The sequence below is a fragment of the Paenibacillus pedocola genome (assembly GCF_031599675.1).
GTDB lineage: Bacteria > Bacillota > Bacilli > Paenibacillales > Paenibacillaceae > Paenibacillus_AQ > Paenibacillus_AQ pedocola.
Genome location: NZ_CP134223.1, coordinates 3,916,361 through 3,931,298 on the forward strand (window position 1 = coordinate 3,916,361; position 14,938 = coordinate 3,931,298).

General features: G+C 48.6%; 19 protein-coding genes and 1 tRNA gene. 6 read left to right on the top strand and 14 right to left on the bottom strand.

Annotated elements, in window-relative coordinates:
* Positions 1–32: 32 nt before the first annotated feature.
* A complete protein-coding gene (locus tag QU597_RS17250) occupies positions 33–281 on the bottom strand; it encodes an LSm family protein (RefSeq protein ID WP_206100624.1) in 249 nt (82 codons plus the stop codon).
* A 282-nt stretch (positions 282–563) separates the two neighbouring features.
* On the opposite strand from QU597_RS17250, the gene QU597_RS17255 reads away from it, so the two are divergent.
* A complete protein-coding gene (locus QU597_RS17255) occupies positions 564–752 on the top strand; it encodes a hypothetical protein (RefSeq protein WP_206100626.1) in 189 nt (62 codons plus the stop codon).
* 74 nt (positions 753–826) lie between these two features.
* On the opposite strand, the gene QU597_RS17260 is transcribed toward QU597_RS17255, so the two are convergent.
* The 9 genes from QU597_RS17260 to QU597_RS17300 all read right to left on the bottom strand — a co-directional run bounded on the left by QU597_RS17260 (position 827) and on the right by QU597_RS17300 (position 8,148).
* Positions 827–900, bottom strand: a tRNA-Pro gene (locus tag QU597_RS17260).
* A 738-nt stretch (positions 901–1,638) separates the two neighbouring features.
* Positions 1,639–2,445, bottom strand: a complete 807-nt coding sequence (trmD, locus tag QU597_RS17265; RefSeq protein ID WP_310833346.1) for a tRNA (guanosine(37)-N1)-methyltransferase TrmD — start codon at positions 2,443–2,445, stop codon at positions 1,639–1,641.
* On the bottom strand, positions 2,445–2,969 hold the full coding sequence (rimM, locus tag QU597_RS17270) for a ribosome maturation factor RimM (RefSeq protein WP_310829107.1): 525 nt from the start codon (positions 2,967–2,969) through the stop codon (positions 2,445–2,447). The genes trmD and rimM overlap by 1 nt, the downstream gene beginning before the upstream one ends.
* Positions 2,970–3,058: 89 nt before the next feature.
* Entirely contained in the window at positions 3,059–3,289 is a 231-nt protein-coding gene (locus QU597_RS17275; protein ID WP_019910364.1) for a KH domain-containing protein, read from the bottom strand.
* A gap of 22 nt (positions 3,290–3,311) precedes the next feature.
* A complete protein-coding gene (gene rpsP / locus QU597_RS17280; RefSeq protein ID WP_054941109.1) occupies positions 3,312–3,584 on the bottom strand; it encodes a 30S ribosomal protein S16 in 273 nt (90 codons plus the stop codon).
* A 429-nt stretch (positions 3,585–4,013) separates the two neighbouring features.
* Positions 4,014–5,402 carry a signal recognition particle protein gene (gene ffh, locus QU597_RS17285; RefSeq protein WP_236331102.1) on the bottom strand — a complete coding sequence of 463 codons (1,389 nt, stop codon included), beginning with the start codon at positions 5,400–5,402 and terminating at the stop codon, positions 4,014–4,016.
* Between the two features lie 21 nt (positions 5,403–5,423).
* On the bottom strand, positions 5,424–5,780 hold the full coding sequence (locus QU597_RS17290) for a putative DNA-binding protein (protein WP_236331104.1): 357 nt from the start codon (positions 5,778–5,780) through the stop codon (positions 5,424–5,426).
* 147 nt (positions 5,781–5,927) lie between these two features.
* Positions 5,928–6,575: a PAQR family membrane homeostasis protein TrhA gene (gene trhA / locus QU597_RS17295; protein ID WP_310829108.1), complete on the bottom strand. Its 648-nt coding sequence runs from the start codon at positions 6,573–6,575 to the stop codon at positions 5,928–5,930.
* A gap of 55 nt (positions 6,576–6,630) precedes the next feature.
* Complete coding sequence (locus QU597_RS17300) at positions 6,631–8,148, bottom strand: carboxypeptidase M32 (RefSeq protein ID WP_310829109.1); 1,518 nt, start codon at positions 8,146–8,148, stop codon at positions 6,631–6,633.
* Between the two features lie 208 nt (positions 8,149–8,356).
* On the opposite strand from QU597_RS17300, the gene QU597_RS17305 reads away from it, so the two are divergent.
* The 4 genes from QU597_RS17305 (at position 8,357) to QU597_RS17320 (ending at position 10,622) form a co-directional block, all read left to right on the top strand.
* Positions 8,357–8,776, top strand: a complete 420-nt coding sequence (locus QU597_RS17305) for a GNAT family N-acetyltransferase (protein ID WP_310829110.1) — start codon at positions 8,357–8,359, stop codon at positions 8,774–8,776.
* A gap of 372 nt (positions 8,777–9,148) precedes the next feature.
* On the top strand, positions 9,149–9,727 hold the full coding sequence (locus tag QU597_RS17310) for a beta-class carbonic anhydrase (protein ID WP_310829111.1): 579 nt from the start codon (positions 9,149–9,151) through the stop codon (positions 9,725–9,727).
* A gap of 173 nt (positions 9,728–9,900) precedes the next feature.
* Positions 9,901–10,335, top strand: a complete 435-nt coding sequence (locus QU597_RS17315) for a hypothetical protein (protein ID WP_206100635.1) — start codon at positions 9,901–9,903, stop codon at positions 10,333–10,335.
* The gene (locus QU597_RS17320; protein ID WP_054941114.1) at positions 10,335–10,622 is read left to right on the top strand and encodes a YxcD family protein; all 288 of its coding nucleotides are present in this window, start codon (positions 10,335–10,337) and stop codon (positions 10,620–10,622) included. The genes QU597_RS17315 and QU597_RS17320 overlap by 1 nt, the downstream gene beginning before the upstream one ends.
* 59 nt (positions 10,623–10,681) lie before the next feature.
* Here the strand turns inward: QU597_RS17320 and QU597_RS17325 are convergent, their stop codons facing one another.
* The 3 genes from QU597_RS17325 to QU597_RS17335 form a co-directional block, all read right to left on the bottom strand.
* A complete protein-coding gene (locus tag QU597_RS17325) occupies positions 10,682–11,698 on the bottom strand; it encodes a S66 family peptidase (RefSeq protein WP_310829112.1) in 1,017 nt (338 codons plus the stop codon).
* A 191-nt stretch (positions 11,699–11,889) separates the two neighbouring features.
* Positions 11,890–12,243, bottom strand: a complete 354-nt coding sequence (locus QU597_RS17330) for a hypothetical protein (protein ID WP_310829113.1) — start codon at positions 12,241–12,243, stop codon at positions 11,890–11,892.
* 137 nt (positions 12,244–12,380) lie between these two features.
* On the bottom strand, positions 12,381–13,220 hold the full coding sequence (locus QU597_RS17335) for a DegV family protein (RefSeq protein WP_310829114.1): 840 nt from the start codon (positions 13,218–13,220) through the stop codon (positions 12,381–12,383).
* Between the two features lie 240 nt (positions 13,221–13,460).
* Here QU597_RS17335 and QU597_RS17340 point away from each other — a divergent pair, with 240 nt between their 5' ends.
* Complete coding sequence (locus tag QU597_RS17340; protein ID WP_310829115.1) at positions 13,461–13,682, top strand: hypothetical protein; 222 nt, start codon at positions 13,461–13,463, stop codon at positions 13,680–13,682.
* A 147-nt stretch (positions 13,683–13,829) separates the two neighbouring features.
* Here the strand turns inward: QU597_RS17340 and QU597_RS17345 are convergent, their stop codons facing one another.
* A complete protein-coding gene (locus QU597_RS17345; RefSeq protein WP_310829116.1) occupies positions 13,830–14,816 on the bottom strand; it encodes an aldo/keto reductase in 987 nt (328 codons plus the stop codon).
* Positions 14,817–14,938 lie beyond the last annotated feature (122 nt).

Genomic DNA, 14,938 nt, shown 5'->3' on the forward strand with positions numbered 1-14,938 from the left:
CAAATCAACTTGGGAAAGCCCGTTTTTTTCATTTAAATAAGTGCAATTGCCAGCAGTGTAAACAGACTCAAGGTTAGAATTTCGCTGCCGTATCCGTAGTACCCGCCATAATAGCTTCCAGGATAAAAAGCAGATGTCTTCATGCGGCCGTTTCCTTTGGTTTTCAGATACACGTTATTTCTGTCGACGTCGACAACAATTCCCTCGTACCGCTTTCCGTCCGTAGTCATAATCCGCACCCTTTTATTTTTGCAGTGCAGACAGTTGTAATAAGCTTCCACCAGAGTATCCCTCCTCCTTCGTTTGCTGTATTTTATGAGGTCCGTGATAAAGCGGCAACGGCAAGGGTACAGAGATGCGGAAGCTGGGCTTAATAATTTTCGGCCTACCTCACGGTGAATTCTTTGTGAATTTAATGCACCATGTGAAATTATTGTGAAATAAAGTACTTGTGAACAAAGTGTGTCTTTTTCTAAAGAAAAGGTTTATAATGAAAACAAATAATACAAACGCTTTCGGGCTAGTTTATCAACCAATATAACTAATTTGAGGAGGCAGCAATCATGAGCACAGCAAGCAGAAGATTTATGAATGAAGGGGTCCTTCGCATCGCCATATTCATCATGTTCGCGTCCCTCACCTACTCGGTACGTCACTATACATGGGCAATTGTAGCGCTTCTGGCCGTAGGAACGTATTCGCTGGTTACCGGCCTCTTCCAGCTCAAACGCAGCAGGGATACGGTAGAATAACCAACCATTCCAAACGTCAAAAACCGCTTTCCGCAAGGATTCCAGAATCCTGCAGAAAGCGGTTTTTTTGGTTATCGGAGTAACAGGATTTGAACCTGCGACCTCACCCACCCCAAGGGTGCGCGCTACCAGGCTGCGCCATACCCCGACGGATAAGTATAATGTATCTATATTTATATATACTCCAGAAAATGCTTACATTCAAGCGGAAATTTATTTAAAACTATTAATAAATTTTTATAGATTTTCGAGAAAGGCTGTGCTATACTCTTGGCACAAGGAAAGGAGGTGCGTTCACATCAAGCATGACATGCTGAACGTATCCCTTACCCGGACCAACGGCTGAACTTAAGTCTTGGTGGCGCGGGATACGGATCAAAGTAACAAAAAGCGCCTCGGGTAGAGAGACCGTCTTCGGACGGTCTTTTTTTGTGCCTTCTGCTATACATCAGCACAAAAAAACTTTAAAGCTGCACCCGCCGGGTACCTCTTTAAAGTTTCTTTGTGCCATCCTATTGTAAGTTACGATTTACGATTAGTATAAAACTCGATGATATCGTTAACGGTGCGGAGCGGCTCCGCTTCCTTGTGGACAGTGTCCACGTCTGGCTTGAGTTGTTCATGCGTATTCGTAGTCACTTGTGTTCATTCCTTTCGATTGTTGAGCTAGCTGCGTCTAAGTTGAGAGTGTTTTTGCGGCACCTCTATTCATTACCCTAAAATAAGGATACCAACGCACATTTGCTCGTATTTTTTTGTGATGTTTCTGTGTCTAGCTTTTCTCTACTGAGATTTATATAACCATCTGGACATAACAAAAAACGCCTCCTCAACGTAATATACGTTAAAAAGACGTCAGATATGACAACTTCTATAAAAAATAGGCTCAAGGCTGTCCCAGCTGCTCTCTGAGTATATCGAGCGTCTTCCGGTCCTTTGCCGTAAGCCCGGCGGTATCCAGCAGATCCGGCCTGCGCTCCAGCGTACGCTTAAGCGCCTGCTCGCGCCGCCAAAGCTCGATATTGGCATGATGTCCGCTGAGCAGTATATCCGGCACCTTCCAGCCGCGGAATTCCGCAGGACGTGTATAATGCGGATACTCCAAGAGGCCTGTACTGAAGGAATCCGTTATGGCCGAGGTCTCATTTCCAAGCGCTCCCGGCTGCAGCCGGACCACCGAATCAATAACGGTCAGCGCAGGGAGTTCTCCGCCGGTCAGTACATAATCCCCGATGGACAGCTCATCTGTCACCAGATGCTCTCTGATCCGCTCATCATAACCTTCATAATGGCCGCAGATAAAGATGAGATGCTTTTCCCGGGCCAATTCCTCGGCGATCTGCTGGTTATAGGTCTGCCCTTGCGGGCACATCAGGATAATCCGCGGCTTCACCGGGTCAGCTGCAGCAGGTTCCTCTACTATCTCTGAATCCTGGCCCTTCAGACTGCTCTCTTCCTGCACACTCTCCAGAACATGCTCCACCGCCGCAAAAATCGGATCCGGCTTCAGCACCATGCCTCCGCCTCCGCCATACGGCGTATCGTCCACCGTATTATGCTTGTTGCCTGAGAAGTCGCGGAAATTGACCGCGTTCAGTGAGACGATCCCTTTTTCGCGCGCTTTGCCAAGAATGCTTGTGCTAAATACGCCCTCACACATATCCGGGAAGAGCGTCAGCACATCAATTCTCATCATGGCAGCAGCCCTTCCATCAGGTGAACGGTGATCTTTTTGGCGGCGATATCCACATCCAGCACGACATCATTGATCACCGGAATCAGAATGTCCTGGCCCTTAGCAGGCTTTACTACCCAGACATCATTCGCCCCCGGCTGCAGGATATCTGTAATCGTACCTAACGGCTTGCTTCCGTCTTCATCTGTGTAGACTTCACAGCCGACAATGTGATGGAAGTAATATTCGTTCTCCGGAAGCTCCACCAGATCGTCGCCGGGAACCTTTAGCAGGCTGCCTTTGTACTTCTCAATCTGATTAATGTTGGTGTAACCCTTCAGCTTGGCAATATACATCCCCTTGTGCTCTTTCGCTGATTCTACAATAACCTCGAATTTCGGGCTTCCATCTGCCGGAATAAGCAGCAGTTTTTTACCGGGTGCGAACCGCACGTCCGGAAAATCGGTATGCGACAAGATTTTGATCTCCCCGCGAATGCCATGCGTATTGACCAGCCTGCCTACCGTAAGTTCTTCCGCCATTTTACCCACTCCTTTATCTATTCACTTCTATATTTGAACCAAAAAGGAGCCGGGATATACTATCCCTAGCCCCTCATTGTGCGCATCGATTAAGATAAAATATCTACGGTCACGCGTTTATCGCTCTTGACTGCTGCGGATGTAACTACTGTGCGGAGTGCCTTGGCGATCCGCCCCTGCTTGCCGATGACCTTACCGACATCATCAGGATGTACAGAGAGCTCATAAACAATCAGGTGATCCTTCTCCACAGTCCGCACCGTCACATCTTCTGGATGATCCACTAAAGCCTTAGCAATAACTCCAACTAATTCTTCCATAGAGGACCCTCGCAATCAGTCATTATTTCTGTTGCTTCGACTCATGGAACTTCTTCATCACGCCTGCTTTGGAAAGCAAGTTGCGGACGGTATCAGATGCTTGTGCACCTGTTTGAAGCCATTTAAGAGCTTTTTCCTCATCGATCTTAACTACTGCCGGTTGTTCAATCGGATTATAGTAACCGATTTCCTCGATAAAACGACCGTCACGAGGGGACCGGGAATCGGAAACCACTACACGGTAGAAAGGCGCTTTATGTGCACCCATTCTTTTCAAACGAATACGTACTGCCACGAAATTCACCTCCTTAAAAAAGTATCGAAATATTGGGAAGAAGTTTAGGGTAAACCTTTTTTCGATCCCTCCCAAACCCTCCCTTCCAAGGGAGGGCCCCAAGGGCCTTGCCCTCTGGACACCCGCTTAAGTGCAACTGGCGTAAGTGTTCAGACTGGCGGGATCTTGGGATGATGGAGCAGGATCGCTTTTCGTCCCTAACGGGACCCGCTTAACTACGGCGGTACCTGGGGACTGGTTTAACACAAACTTCTACTTTAAAGATTAAGGACTTAAGGTCAAAAGATTAAGATCAAAAGCGTCTTGATCATCTGATGTTGTACTATGTCTGATCTAATGAAACATTAAGACCAAAACCTGTTTGATCATCTGATGTTGTACTATGTCTGATCTGGTAAAGATCAAAAGATTAAGATCAAAACCTTAGGATTAACGGAACGGGAACTTCATGCCGCCCTTACCGCCAAGACTCTTAAGCTGCTTCATGGCGTTTTTCTTGCCGCCCTTGCCTCCGCCGCCCATCATGCCGGAGAACTGCTTCATCATCTTGCGCATCTCATCGAATTGCTTGATGAGGCGGTTAACCTCGGCGACGTTCGTTCCGCTGCCGGCAGCAATACGCTTGCGGCGGTTGTGGTTAATGATCTCGGGCTGGGCTTTCTCGGCTTTGGTCATGGAATGAACAATTGCCTCAACGCGGCCCATCTGCTTGTCGTCAACCTTGAGGTCCTTTACGCCCTTGGCTTTGTTCATGCCAGGCAGCATATCGAGAATCTGGTCGATCGGTCCAAGCTTCTTAACCTGATCCATCTGCTCCAGGAAATCATCGAACGTAAATTCCGCATTGCGCATCTTACGTTCCATTTCCTTCGCTTTTTCGGTATCGATATTGGCTTGAGCCTTCTCGATCAGGGAGAGCATGTCGCCCATACCGAGAATCCGCGAAGCCATCCGCTCCGGATGGAACGGCTCCAGCGCGTCGATCTTCTCGCCCAGTGCAGCGAATTTGATCGGACAGCCGGTTACGGCCTTGACGGACAACGCCGCACCACCGCGGGTGTCGCCATCGAGCTTCGTCAGTACGACACCGGTAAGCTCAAGCTGCTTGTTGAAGCTGTCGGCTACGTTGACGGCATCCTGACCGGTCATGGCATCGACTACAAGCAATACTTCATCCGGATTAACAACCGTGTGGATCTGCTTCAGCTCATCCATCAGTGCTTCATCAATATGCAGGCGGCCTGCGGTATCGATGATGACATAATCCAGGTTATTGTCCTTTGCATGCTGGACAGCTTGTCTGGCAATCTCTACCGGACTAACCTGATCCCCTAATGCGAATACAGGAACCTTAATCTGTTCGCCCAGCACCTGCAGCTGCTTGATCGCAGCCGGACGATATATGTCGCCAGCTACAAGCAGCGGGCGGTGATTGCCCTTCTGCAGCAGCTTGGCCAGCTTGCCTGAAGTGGTCGTCTTACCGGCCCCTTGCAGACCCGCCATCATAATCACGGTCGGCGGCTTGTTCGACTTGGCCAGCTTCGCCTGGCTTCCGCCCATCAGCTCGGTCAGTTCCTTATTAACGATGTCGATGATAACCATGCCGGGAGTAAAGCTGTCCATTACTTCCTTGCCAATGGACTTCTCCTTCACCTTGGACACGAAGTCCTTGACTACTTTGAAGTTAACATCGGCTTCCAGAAGCGCCAGCCGCACTTCGCGCATGGCTTCGTTTACGTCATCTTCGGATACTTTACCTTTGCCGCGCAGCTTGCTGAACACATTCTGCAATCTTCCGCTTAAACCTTCAAATGCCATATGCGGCTGTCTCCCTTCATGCTACTCTAACCTCTGCAGACGATCCACGAGCTCCGTGAACCGCTGATTATATTGCTCAGGCAGCATTCCATTATCCGGCAGTCTGCGCAGTTCTTCTAAATATCGGTTACGGTCTTCATGTTTGGCTAATAGGCCAAGTTTCTCTTCATAATTCTCCAGCACCTGCTCGGCACGTTTGATATGCTCATACACGGCCTGCCGGCTGATTGCAAATTCCGCAGCGATCTCTCCCAGGGAGAAATCATCGTGGAAATAATATTTCAGAAACGTTTGCTGTTTATCAGTAAGCAGCCGTTCATAGAATGCGAATAACAGGTTGATCCGGTTTGTTTTCTCGAGCCTATTCTCCTGACTCATTAAGGGCACTCCCTTCGTCAAGGAAAAACACTTTACAGCTTCACAACGTCCCTTATGATACCGAAAACAAAGAAAGATGTCAAGCCTTTTTGCTTGTCATCTTTTTTTGTGTGCAAAATGTATCATTTAGAGGCTATTTCACTGCAATTAGCGGATCGGCAGCAGGTATATCAGGACAGCGAAGAAGTGAGTCACACTACCCGCAAGCACGAAGATATGCCATACTGCATGATGGAACGGAAAGCCTCTCCATACATAAAAAACTGTTCCGAGCGTATATAAGATCCCCCCGGCCATAAGCAGCGTCATGCCGCCTCCGGCCACAGACGCCGAGAGCGGATTCCAGGCGATGACGATCAGCCAGCCCATGGCGATGTAAAAGATCGTAGACATGAACAGAAATTTTTTGACGAAGAAAGCTTTGAACAGTACTCCGAAAAGTGCCACACCCCAGACGATGCCGAATAAGCTCCAGCCCAGTGTCCCCCGGATCGCCACTAGCAGGAAGGGCGTATAGGTGCCGGCAATAAACAGATAAATCGAGGAATGGTCAAGGAATTCGAATAAATCCTTAGCTTTGCCCTCCCGCAGACTATGCACCAGTGTGGAATTGAGATACAGAAGCAGCATCGTCGTCCCGTAAATGGAGAAGCTGACCACATGCCAGGCCGTTCCCTTCAGGCTGGCAAAAACAACGAGCAGGACAAGCGCAGCTACACTGAGTACCGTACCGATACCATGCGTAATTGCATTCGCTACCTCTTCCCTGCGGCTGTAAGTATAAGTATTTGCCATCACAAAAATCCTTCCGTTTGCGTTTCCTTCTATTATAACGTGTTTGGCAGCCGGATTACAGTTTGTAGAGCTCCGTATATTTCGCTTCCAGATAATCGGCCAGATAATCCGGGTTCAGCGGCTCGCCGGTTACCTGCTCGATAATTTGCGAAGGGGTCAGGCTTTTGCCGAAGCGGTAGATTTTTTCCGTCAGCCATTCCTTAATTGGCAGCAGATTGCCTTCAGCAATCAGGCTGTCAAACTCCGGAAGCTCTTTGCGGAGCGTATTCAGAATCTGTGCCGCATACATATTCCCCAGCGAGTAGGAAGCAAAATAACCGAAGTCGCCGCCGGACCAGTGAACATCCTGCAGTACGCCCAGTGCATTGGAAGGCGGGGTGATACCCAGGTATTCCTGATATTTGGCATTCCAGACCTTAGGGAGATCCTTAACCTCAAGGCCTTCATTGAAAATAAGCTTTTCAATTTCATAACGGACAATGATGTGCAGGTTATACGTCAGCTCGTCAGCTTCAATCCGGATAAACGAATTCGCTACACTGTTGATCGCGCGGTAAAACTGCTCCACTTCAACATTCGCCAGCTGCTCAGGGAAATGCTGCTGCAGATCACCATAGTAACGCTGCCAGAAAGCACGGCTGCGGCCGATCATATTCTCCCACAGTCTCGACTGGGATTCATGGATTCCCATGGAGGTGCCGGTAGCGAGCGGAGTACCAACCAGATCCTTGCTGATATTTTGCTCATACAGGGCGTGTCCGCCTTCATGCAGCGAGCTGAAAATCGCGCTTGTTACATTATCGAGCAAATAATTGGTCGTAATGCGCACATCGCCCGGATTGAGTCCGGTAGCGAACGGATGCACACTTTCATCAAGGCGTCCTGCTTCAAAGTCATAGCCCATCTGCTCCAGTACGAACAGGCCGAATTTCTCCTGCTGCTCTTTGGCATAGATTTGGCTCAGAAATTCGGTATCAGGCTTGTTAGGGGAAGCACTAATCGCCTCTACGAGCGGCACCAGGCGGGCGCGGAGGCGGCCGAAGATTTCATCTACTTTGGCGACAGTCAAATCGGGCTCGTACATATCAAGCAGCGTATCATAGCGTGTATCCTTGACACCCCAGTAATCAATAAATTCCTGTTTGAAGGCGACAATTTTGCTTAAATAAGGCTCAAAGGAAGCAAAATCATCATTTTCCTTGGCTTCTTCCCACATGCTCTCGGAATGGGCTGCCAGAACGGAGTACTCCTCGAATTTTTTGGATGGAATGCTCTTGCTGCGTTCATATTCCTTGAGGCAGTCCTTAACGATTTTGTTCTGGGCATCACTTAACTGGTTCGCAACGTCAGGACGGCTGAAAAATTTAGTGAACTCGCCCATCTCCGATGATGTCTCCAGTCTGAACAGTTCTCCGGAGAGCATGCCGATCGTTCCCGAACGGACCTCTACTCCCTTTCGCGGCGCACCTGTGCGCAAATCCCAATGAAGGAGTCCGATAGCTTCGTTATAGCCGCTGATTTTGGATAAAAGCTCCTGAAATTTCTCCCATTCTTCTTTTACTGCTTGTTCCATTCCTACGCACCTGCTTTCTCTGTTTTGCTGACTCCTCTTGATGATACTTTTTTAGATCAGTATAATCAACCGCGCCTGGTACCTGGAGCAGCATGAAGTGTCTTTCCGACCAGAAGACCCAAAAATCAAACAGTCGTGGTACTGGACTCCAAATTTACAGAGGGCTATAGTAATGCTAATTCTGGGAAGCAATATAAGGAGTGAGGATATGATCAGACACGCACGGGTTGAGGATTCGAGAGAGATATCTGAATTGTTGGATCAGCTGGGCTACTCAAATACCGGGTCCTTTATTAAAGAAAATATAGAAAGGCTGCTTGCTCATCCTGATGAAATGCTGATGGTTTATGAAGATGAAGGACGCGTGGCTGCCTGTATTTCGTTGCATTTTATTCCCCAGTTAGCACTTATAGGGGATATTGCCTGCATAAGCTATCTTATCGTTGATGAAACCACAAGAGGTAAAGGAATCGGCCAAAAAATTGAAGAGTATGCCAGCAGGGTCGCTAAACAAAGAAACTGCGACAGAATTCAGGTTCATTGTCATTCCCGCAGAAATGACGCGCACCGCTTTTATGACCGGCAGGGCTTTTCTGAGTCTCCAAAATATTTTTCAAAGATGTTATAACGATCGGCATTATGAAGAATCTAGGAATATTCGGGGATATTGACGTGTGTTAATTATAATCCGTATAATCATTTCAAAGCATTCAGCTTCAAATTTGAAATATTTCATCTAATCACTCATACTCAAGGAGCGTGAACAGAACATGAACATTCAAGTTACGCCGCTGGCAGAGAGGAAGCTGAAGGAGAGGCTTGACGGCACCTGAGTATCCTCAAGTCCTGCAGGAAGTAGCTGCGAAACAACAGCCCGTTAGACCTTACGTACATACGTTAAGGCTCAATAAATACTTTTAAGTGTACGCTTTTGAAGCGAGTTGTGTAGGAAGTACGCTAAAGAAGATACACACAAAAACTTTTAGGAGGAAGAATGATCATGACTCAAATATCGGATATTTTGAATTTTAATAAGAACTTTGTAGAGAAAAAGGAATATGAAGCCTATCTGACCAGCCGCTTTCCGGATAAAAAAATGATCATCATCACGTGTATGGATACACGGCTGGTAGAGCTTTTGCCGAAAGCGATGAATTTCAAAAATGGTGATGTCAAAATCATCAAAAACGCCGGTGCGATCATCTCCCAGCCTTTCGGATCGGTAATGCGCAGCGTAATGGTTGCACTGTACGAACTGGATGCGGATGAAGTGGTTGTGGTCGGACACCATGAATGCGGCATGGCTTCACTGAACGCGGACAAAATGATCAATTCGATTAAGGAACGCGGTGTTTCCGAAGAAGTGCTGTCCACTCTGGAGAACTCAGGAATTAAACTAACCAAATGGCTGCGCGGGTTTGACAATGTGGAAGAAGGGGTAATTCAGACTGTGGAGCTGATTAAGCGCCATCCCTTACTCCCCCCAAACATTCCTGTGCATGGCATGATCATTGATCCGGCTACCGGAGCGCTTGAACTTGTCTCGGACGGGTATGTGGAGAACAAGGCAACTCTCTGAAACTGCTGTTTGCGTGGACCTCAGTCCACGCACTTTTTTTGTCTAAACTGACTTCAGGTGCGTATTAATTCGTAGTAATTTTAATTAAAATTGAAACCTCCTAGGGCATACTACGTATTACTGGACAGAACCACAAAAATTCAAGACAACCTTTAGGAGGGTACTTGTACTAAATGAAATCCATGAAACGTGTAATGATGATCGTAATGGCTTTTACCCTGTTCTTTGCTGTTACCGTTCCCGATTTCGCAGATGCGAGACGCGGAGGGTTCAAATCCGGAAGCCGCGGCTTTACCACGACTCCCAAAAAATCAACTACGGACAACGTGAAAAAAAGCGATAGCACCAAAGGTACTACGGCAGGAACTGCCGGTTCCACTGCAAAACGGGGATTCTTCAGCGGCGGGAGCTTAATGAAGGGGTTAATGATCGGCGGACTCGCCGGCTTTCTCTTCGGCAGCATGTTCGCCGGGATGGGTGCCTTCGGTAATATTCTCGGATTCTTGATTAATATGCTCGCCATCTACCTTGTCGTGGTGCTGATCATGTCCTTCTTCCGCCGCAGAAGAGAAAGACGCAGATTTGAAGAAAGGAACAGCCGCTACTAATGCCAACTACCGTTCTTAGTATGGATGAAATCATCAATGCCATCTGCCTGCATATGGCTGAGCGCAAAGCGGTACGTGTCCAGGACGTGCAGGTGGAGCTTAGCTGGGAGGAAGATACCGGCTACACCGCCGAAGTCTGGATCCAGGGGCGAAGCCAGTATCTTGTAGAGTCTAATATGATTGAAGCCATTCTCCGCTACATGCATAGTGAATACGGCATCCGTGCCTACCGGGAAGATGTGCGGCTGGACCTGGATGAGGAAATCACCGCTATTGTGAATACGTAAATCCACAGCAAGCTCAGCAAAGAGACAGCCCGCCGGGCTGTCTCTTTGCTGTATTTTCACTATTCGCGGAAATATTGCTTTAGGGTACCTTGGCCGTTCACTACCTCTACCTCGGCATAGGCACCATTAATCAGCGTCATCTGCGGAGGGACATGTCCGAAATCCATCTCATGAATGACCGGCAGCTGCAATTCTTCCGAAAGATCACGGTAGAGATCTTCTGCCGTATAATTATCAACCGGCTGATTGCCTCCGCTGCGCCCGAACAGAATTCCGGAACAGTTATCGAACCAGCCTGCATGTCTCATTTGAACAAGTGATCTGCGGACATCCACGGTATTCAGCTCACAGTTTTCCAGATACCAGATTATAGGCTCTCCATGAATAATCTCCTCGCTGAAACGCTTAACATCGCCGTATGGCGTCCCGATGATATGTCTGATAATATCTATGCACCCGCCGAGCAAACGCCCTTTTATCGCTTCGTCTTTTCCTGATACCGTCTTCCATTCGGTCTTTGCATTCAAATGAAAAACATAAGGGGAAGGTCCGTCCGGCTCCTCTTTTCCCTGATGCTTCTGTGAAGAATGCTGGAGAATGGAGCCGCCGGACGGCGTAGCGAGCACCTTTTGCCACATCGCTGTTGTCTCGTCCGTCTGCTGCCCTCGCAAATCGCCGAAGCTGGGTCCATGTGCGGTTGCTATCCCCGTTCTTAAGGTAATGGTGAGCAGCAGCAGGCTGATATCAGAAAATCCCAGAATCCACTTTCGCTGTACCCGGTCATAATCAATGAACTCCAGCATTTCAATCAGCAGCTCCCCGCCCCATGGCGGAATGATCAGGTCGACGGCTTCATCCAGCATCATCTGATTGAACTCTATTCCCCGCTCTTTGCCCGGCGCAGACTTCGCTTTGTTCTGCTTGTACACAGTCTGTCCGAGCATCACCTGATATCCTCTTTCTTTCATCCGGGCAACTGCCTCGCCAAACGTCTCCCGGCCCCCTTCCCCTACTCCATAAGACGATGCAGTCACACCGATTGCCGCTCCTGGTTTGAACTCCGGGTATGTAATCATTCGGATCCCCCTTCTTCTGGTCAGTCTGCTTTCTTCCCAGTTTAACATCTTGCGGGTCCTGTCAGAAATAGCGAGTTTAAGACGGGCAGATGAACCCTTTACAAACACAAACAGACATGACCGGTCATGCGGCACACAGCCGCTGAACCGGTTCATGTCTATTTTCTGAGTGGTCTGTGCCGTCAATTCGTTTAGATCAAAGAAATCGCGAGCAGTTCGAACAGCACCAGCGGCAAAATAACGTTGTTGTTTATAGGTCCAGGGAATGGATATCCCGTTCCCGGATACGGATGGTAGTACGGGTTATAGAACCCGCGTGCCGTCTCGGTAGTAACTGTAACCATCAGGTACATATGTTTGCTGTCCATACCGGCAATGATTCCCTCATGCATCATTCCGTCAATAGTCTGCACCTTCACTTTGTGGTTTAAGTAGGGCTTGCAGGAATGGTGCAGGGATTCGCGCACACCGTGCAAATGCTGGACAACCGCTGGATCAGCTTGATAAATAACCGTTGATGGCTGACCCGTATTATATGTCGGCATAAGGTTTGACCTCCGTAAATGGATTTGCTCCATTCTATGCAGATGCCTATATGATAGTGTCTAATCGCCCAAAAAAACCGTACAGCGGCAGGTGGCCAGGTACGGTTTGAAGAGGATTATATTGGGGTGGCAGCAGCCTAAAAAGCCACTCCGATCCCGCCTTCACCGGCATAAGTGCCCATCACCGAGCCCATGCTGGAGAAAACAATCTCTTTGAAGGGGTGCTTTTCAAGAATCCGGCCTTTGATTTCCAGCGCCAGCTTCTCGCAATTACTGTGGACGATGGCAATGGCCGCTTTCTCATAATCGAATGACTTCTCATCCAGCTTTGCCAGCAGATGATTCAGCGCCTTTGGCAGCCCGCGTGTTTTTTCCACGACCTCTACGATACCCTCATCGCTGATTTTGAGCAGCAGCTTAATGTTCAGCACGGATGCTACGGCACCCGACAAACGGTTCAGCCTTCCGCCTTTAATGACATTTTCCAGTGTATCCAGTGTGAAGTATGCCGTTGTTTCCCGGATTTGGGTAAGCACCATTTCCTTTAGTTCTGCCATACTGCTGCAAGTGAGCGACAATCTCGCCGCCGTTGCCACAATAAGCGACAGGCCTCCGGAGAATCTCTTCGAATCTATAATTTCAATTGCGTTCGGAAATCCTTCTTCTTCGTACATTTCCTTGGCAATCATTGCGGTCTGATAAGTACTGCTGATATTAGAGGACATGCAGATAACCATGATATCTGTGCCTGCTTCCACTTCTTTGAACTTTTCGAGGAAACTCTGCGGACTTGGACTAGCCGTAGTCGGCAGCTCCTTGGAGTTAACCATCTTAGCATAAAAATCTGTGGTCGACGTGTTCTCAGGCATTAGTTCATCCCCGAAATGAACCGGCAGATGTACGATCGTTACACCATACTTCTCAACATACTCAAGGGGTAAATCGGAACCGCTATCAGTAATAATCTTGATGGGCATCAGGGTACTCTCCTTTCAATTCTATCCCATTATAGGCACGGGTACAGGATATCAATAGTACATTTTATAACTTGTCAAAAAATCGTTTTTATGCTTCCACTACTAAAAAAGGTATATTCCCCTTTTTCTCCCTATTTAATTCGTGTTATACGCTTAATTACCCGGTTTAACTGGTTCTTTCATCACTTTCCTTATTGTGATATGGTTGATAAATCAGCATATAGAAATGGAGTGTAACGTGTGGGCAAGAACAGAGTATGGAACAAAGGCAAGCATAACGGCGGGGGTCTGGCGAAGCGGAGCAATCCGGAAAAGGGCTCCGCAGAGGCGGAGACCTCTACTGCAAACATCCAGGAAGAGTCTAATCCGCGGATTGATACTGTAAAGCCGATGAACCGCAGCAACTGGGTCGTCCGTCCGGCCAGAGTGTCACCGAAAGATAACGACCATAAAAAGCAATAGTGCATAGCGACAAGGTTGTCTCTGGCAAGCCGTTAACGGCTGATCGAGGTACCCTTGGCTTGTCAAACATGAAAAGCAGCGCTCCTCCATAACAGGGGGAGCGCTGCTTTTCATGTTTTGTCGAATGTTCAACGTCTGCCTGCTGAATTACAGGCTTACACTTTTCATCCCCTGCTCCGGATAGCGGGTTCCGGCGGCAGCCCCCTTCGGAGCAACTTCGTTAATCCGCTGCAGATCCGCTTCACTCAGCCCGATAGCCAGTGCTCCAACATTCTCTTCCAGATACTTCGTCCGCTTGGTGCCGGGTATCGGCACAATATCTTCACCCTGGGCAAGCAGCCAGGCTAATGCCAGCTGTGATGGCTGAACCTCTTGCTCTGCAGCAATCTGTTTGATCCGCTGCACAAGCTCTAGGTTCTTGTTGAAATTGTCGCCCTGGAAACGCGGGGAATTCCGGCGGTAATCATCCTCTGCCAGGTCTTCGAACGAACGGATCTGTCCGGTGAGGAAGCCTCTTCCGAGCGGGCTGTAAGGCACGAAGCCGATTCCGAGCTCGCGGCATACCGGCAGGATTTCATCCTCCACATCCCGGCTCCAGAGCGAGTATTCTGTCTGCAGCGCAGACACCGGATGTACACTATGCGCCCGGCGGATCGTTCCCGCTCCGGCTTCGGATAAGCCGATGAAGCGGATTTTGCCCGCTTGTACCAAATCTGCCATCGCGCCGACGGTTTCTTCAATCGGGGTATTCGGATCCACCCGGTGCTGGTAATAGAGATCGATATGATCGACGCCCAGCCGGCGGAGACTGGCATCACAGGCAGACTTCACGTATTCCGGCCGGCCGTTGATCCCGAGCATTCTTCCGTCCTCGCTGCGCACGTTGCCAAACTTGGTAGCGATAATGACATCGTTACGGCGGCCTTTGATTGCTTTGCCGACCAGCTCTTCGTTTTTGCCTACACCGTACATATCTGCAGTATCCAGGAAGGTAACGCCCAAATCAAAGGCGCGGTAGATCGTGCGGATTGACTCCTGATCATCCCGCCCGCTGTAGAAATCGGACATGCCCATACAGCCAAGTCCAAGTGCCGATACCTGCAGCCCTTCACGGCCTAGTATTCTCGTGTTCATCTTCAATTCCGCCTCTCCTAAAGAATAATCTTTTAATTAACTTCTCAATTATTCACATTACTCCGCTAATCAGTAAAAAGCAAAAAGGATGACCGGCGCATCCACCGTTCATCCCACTGCTA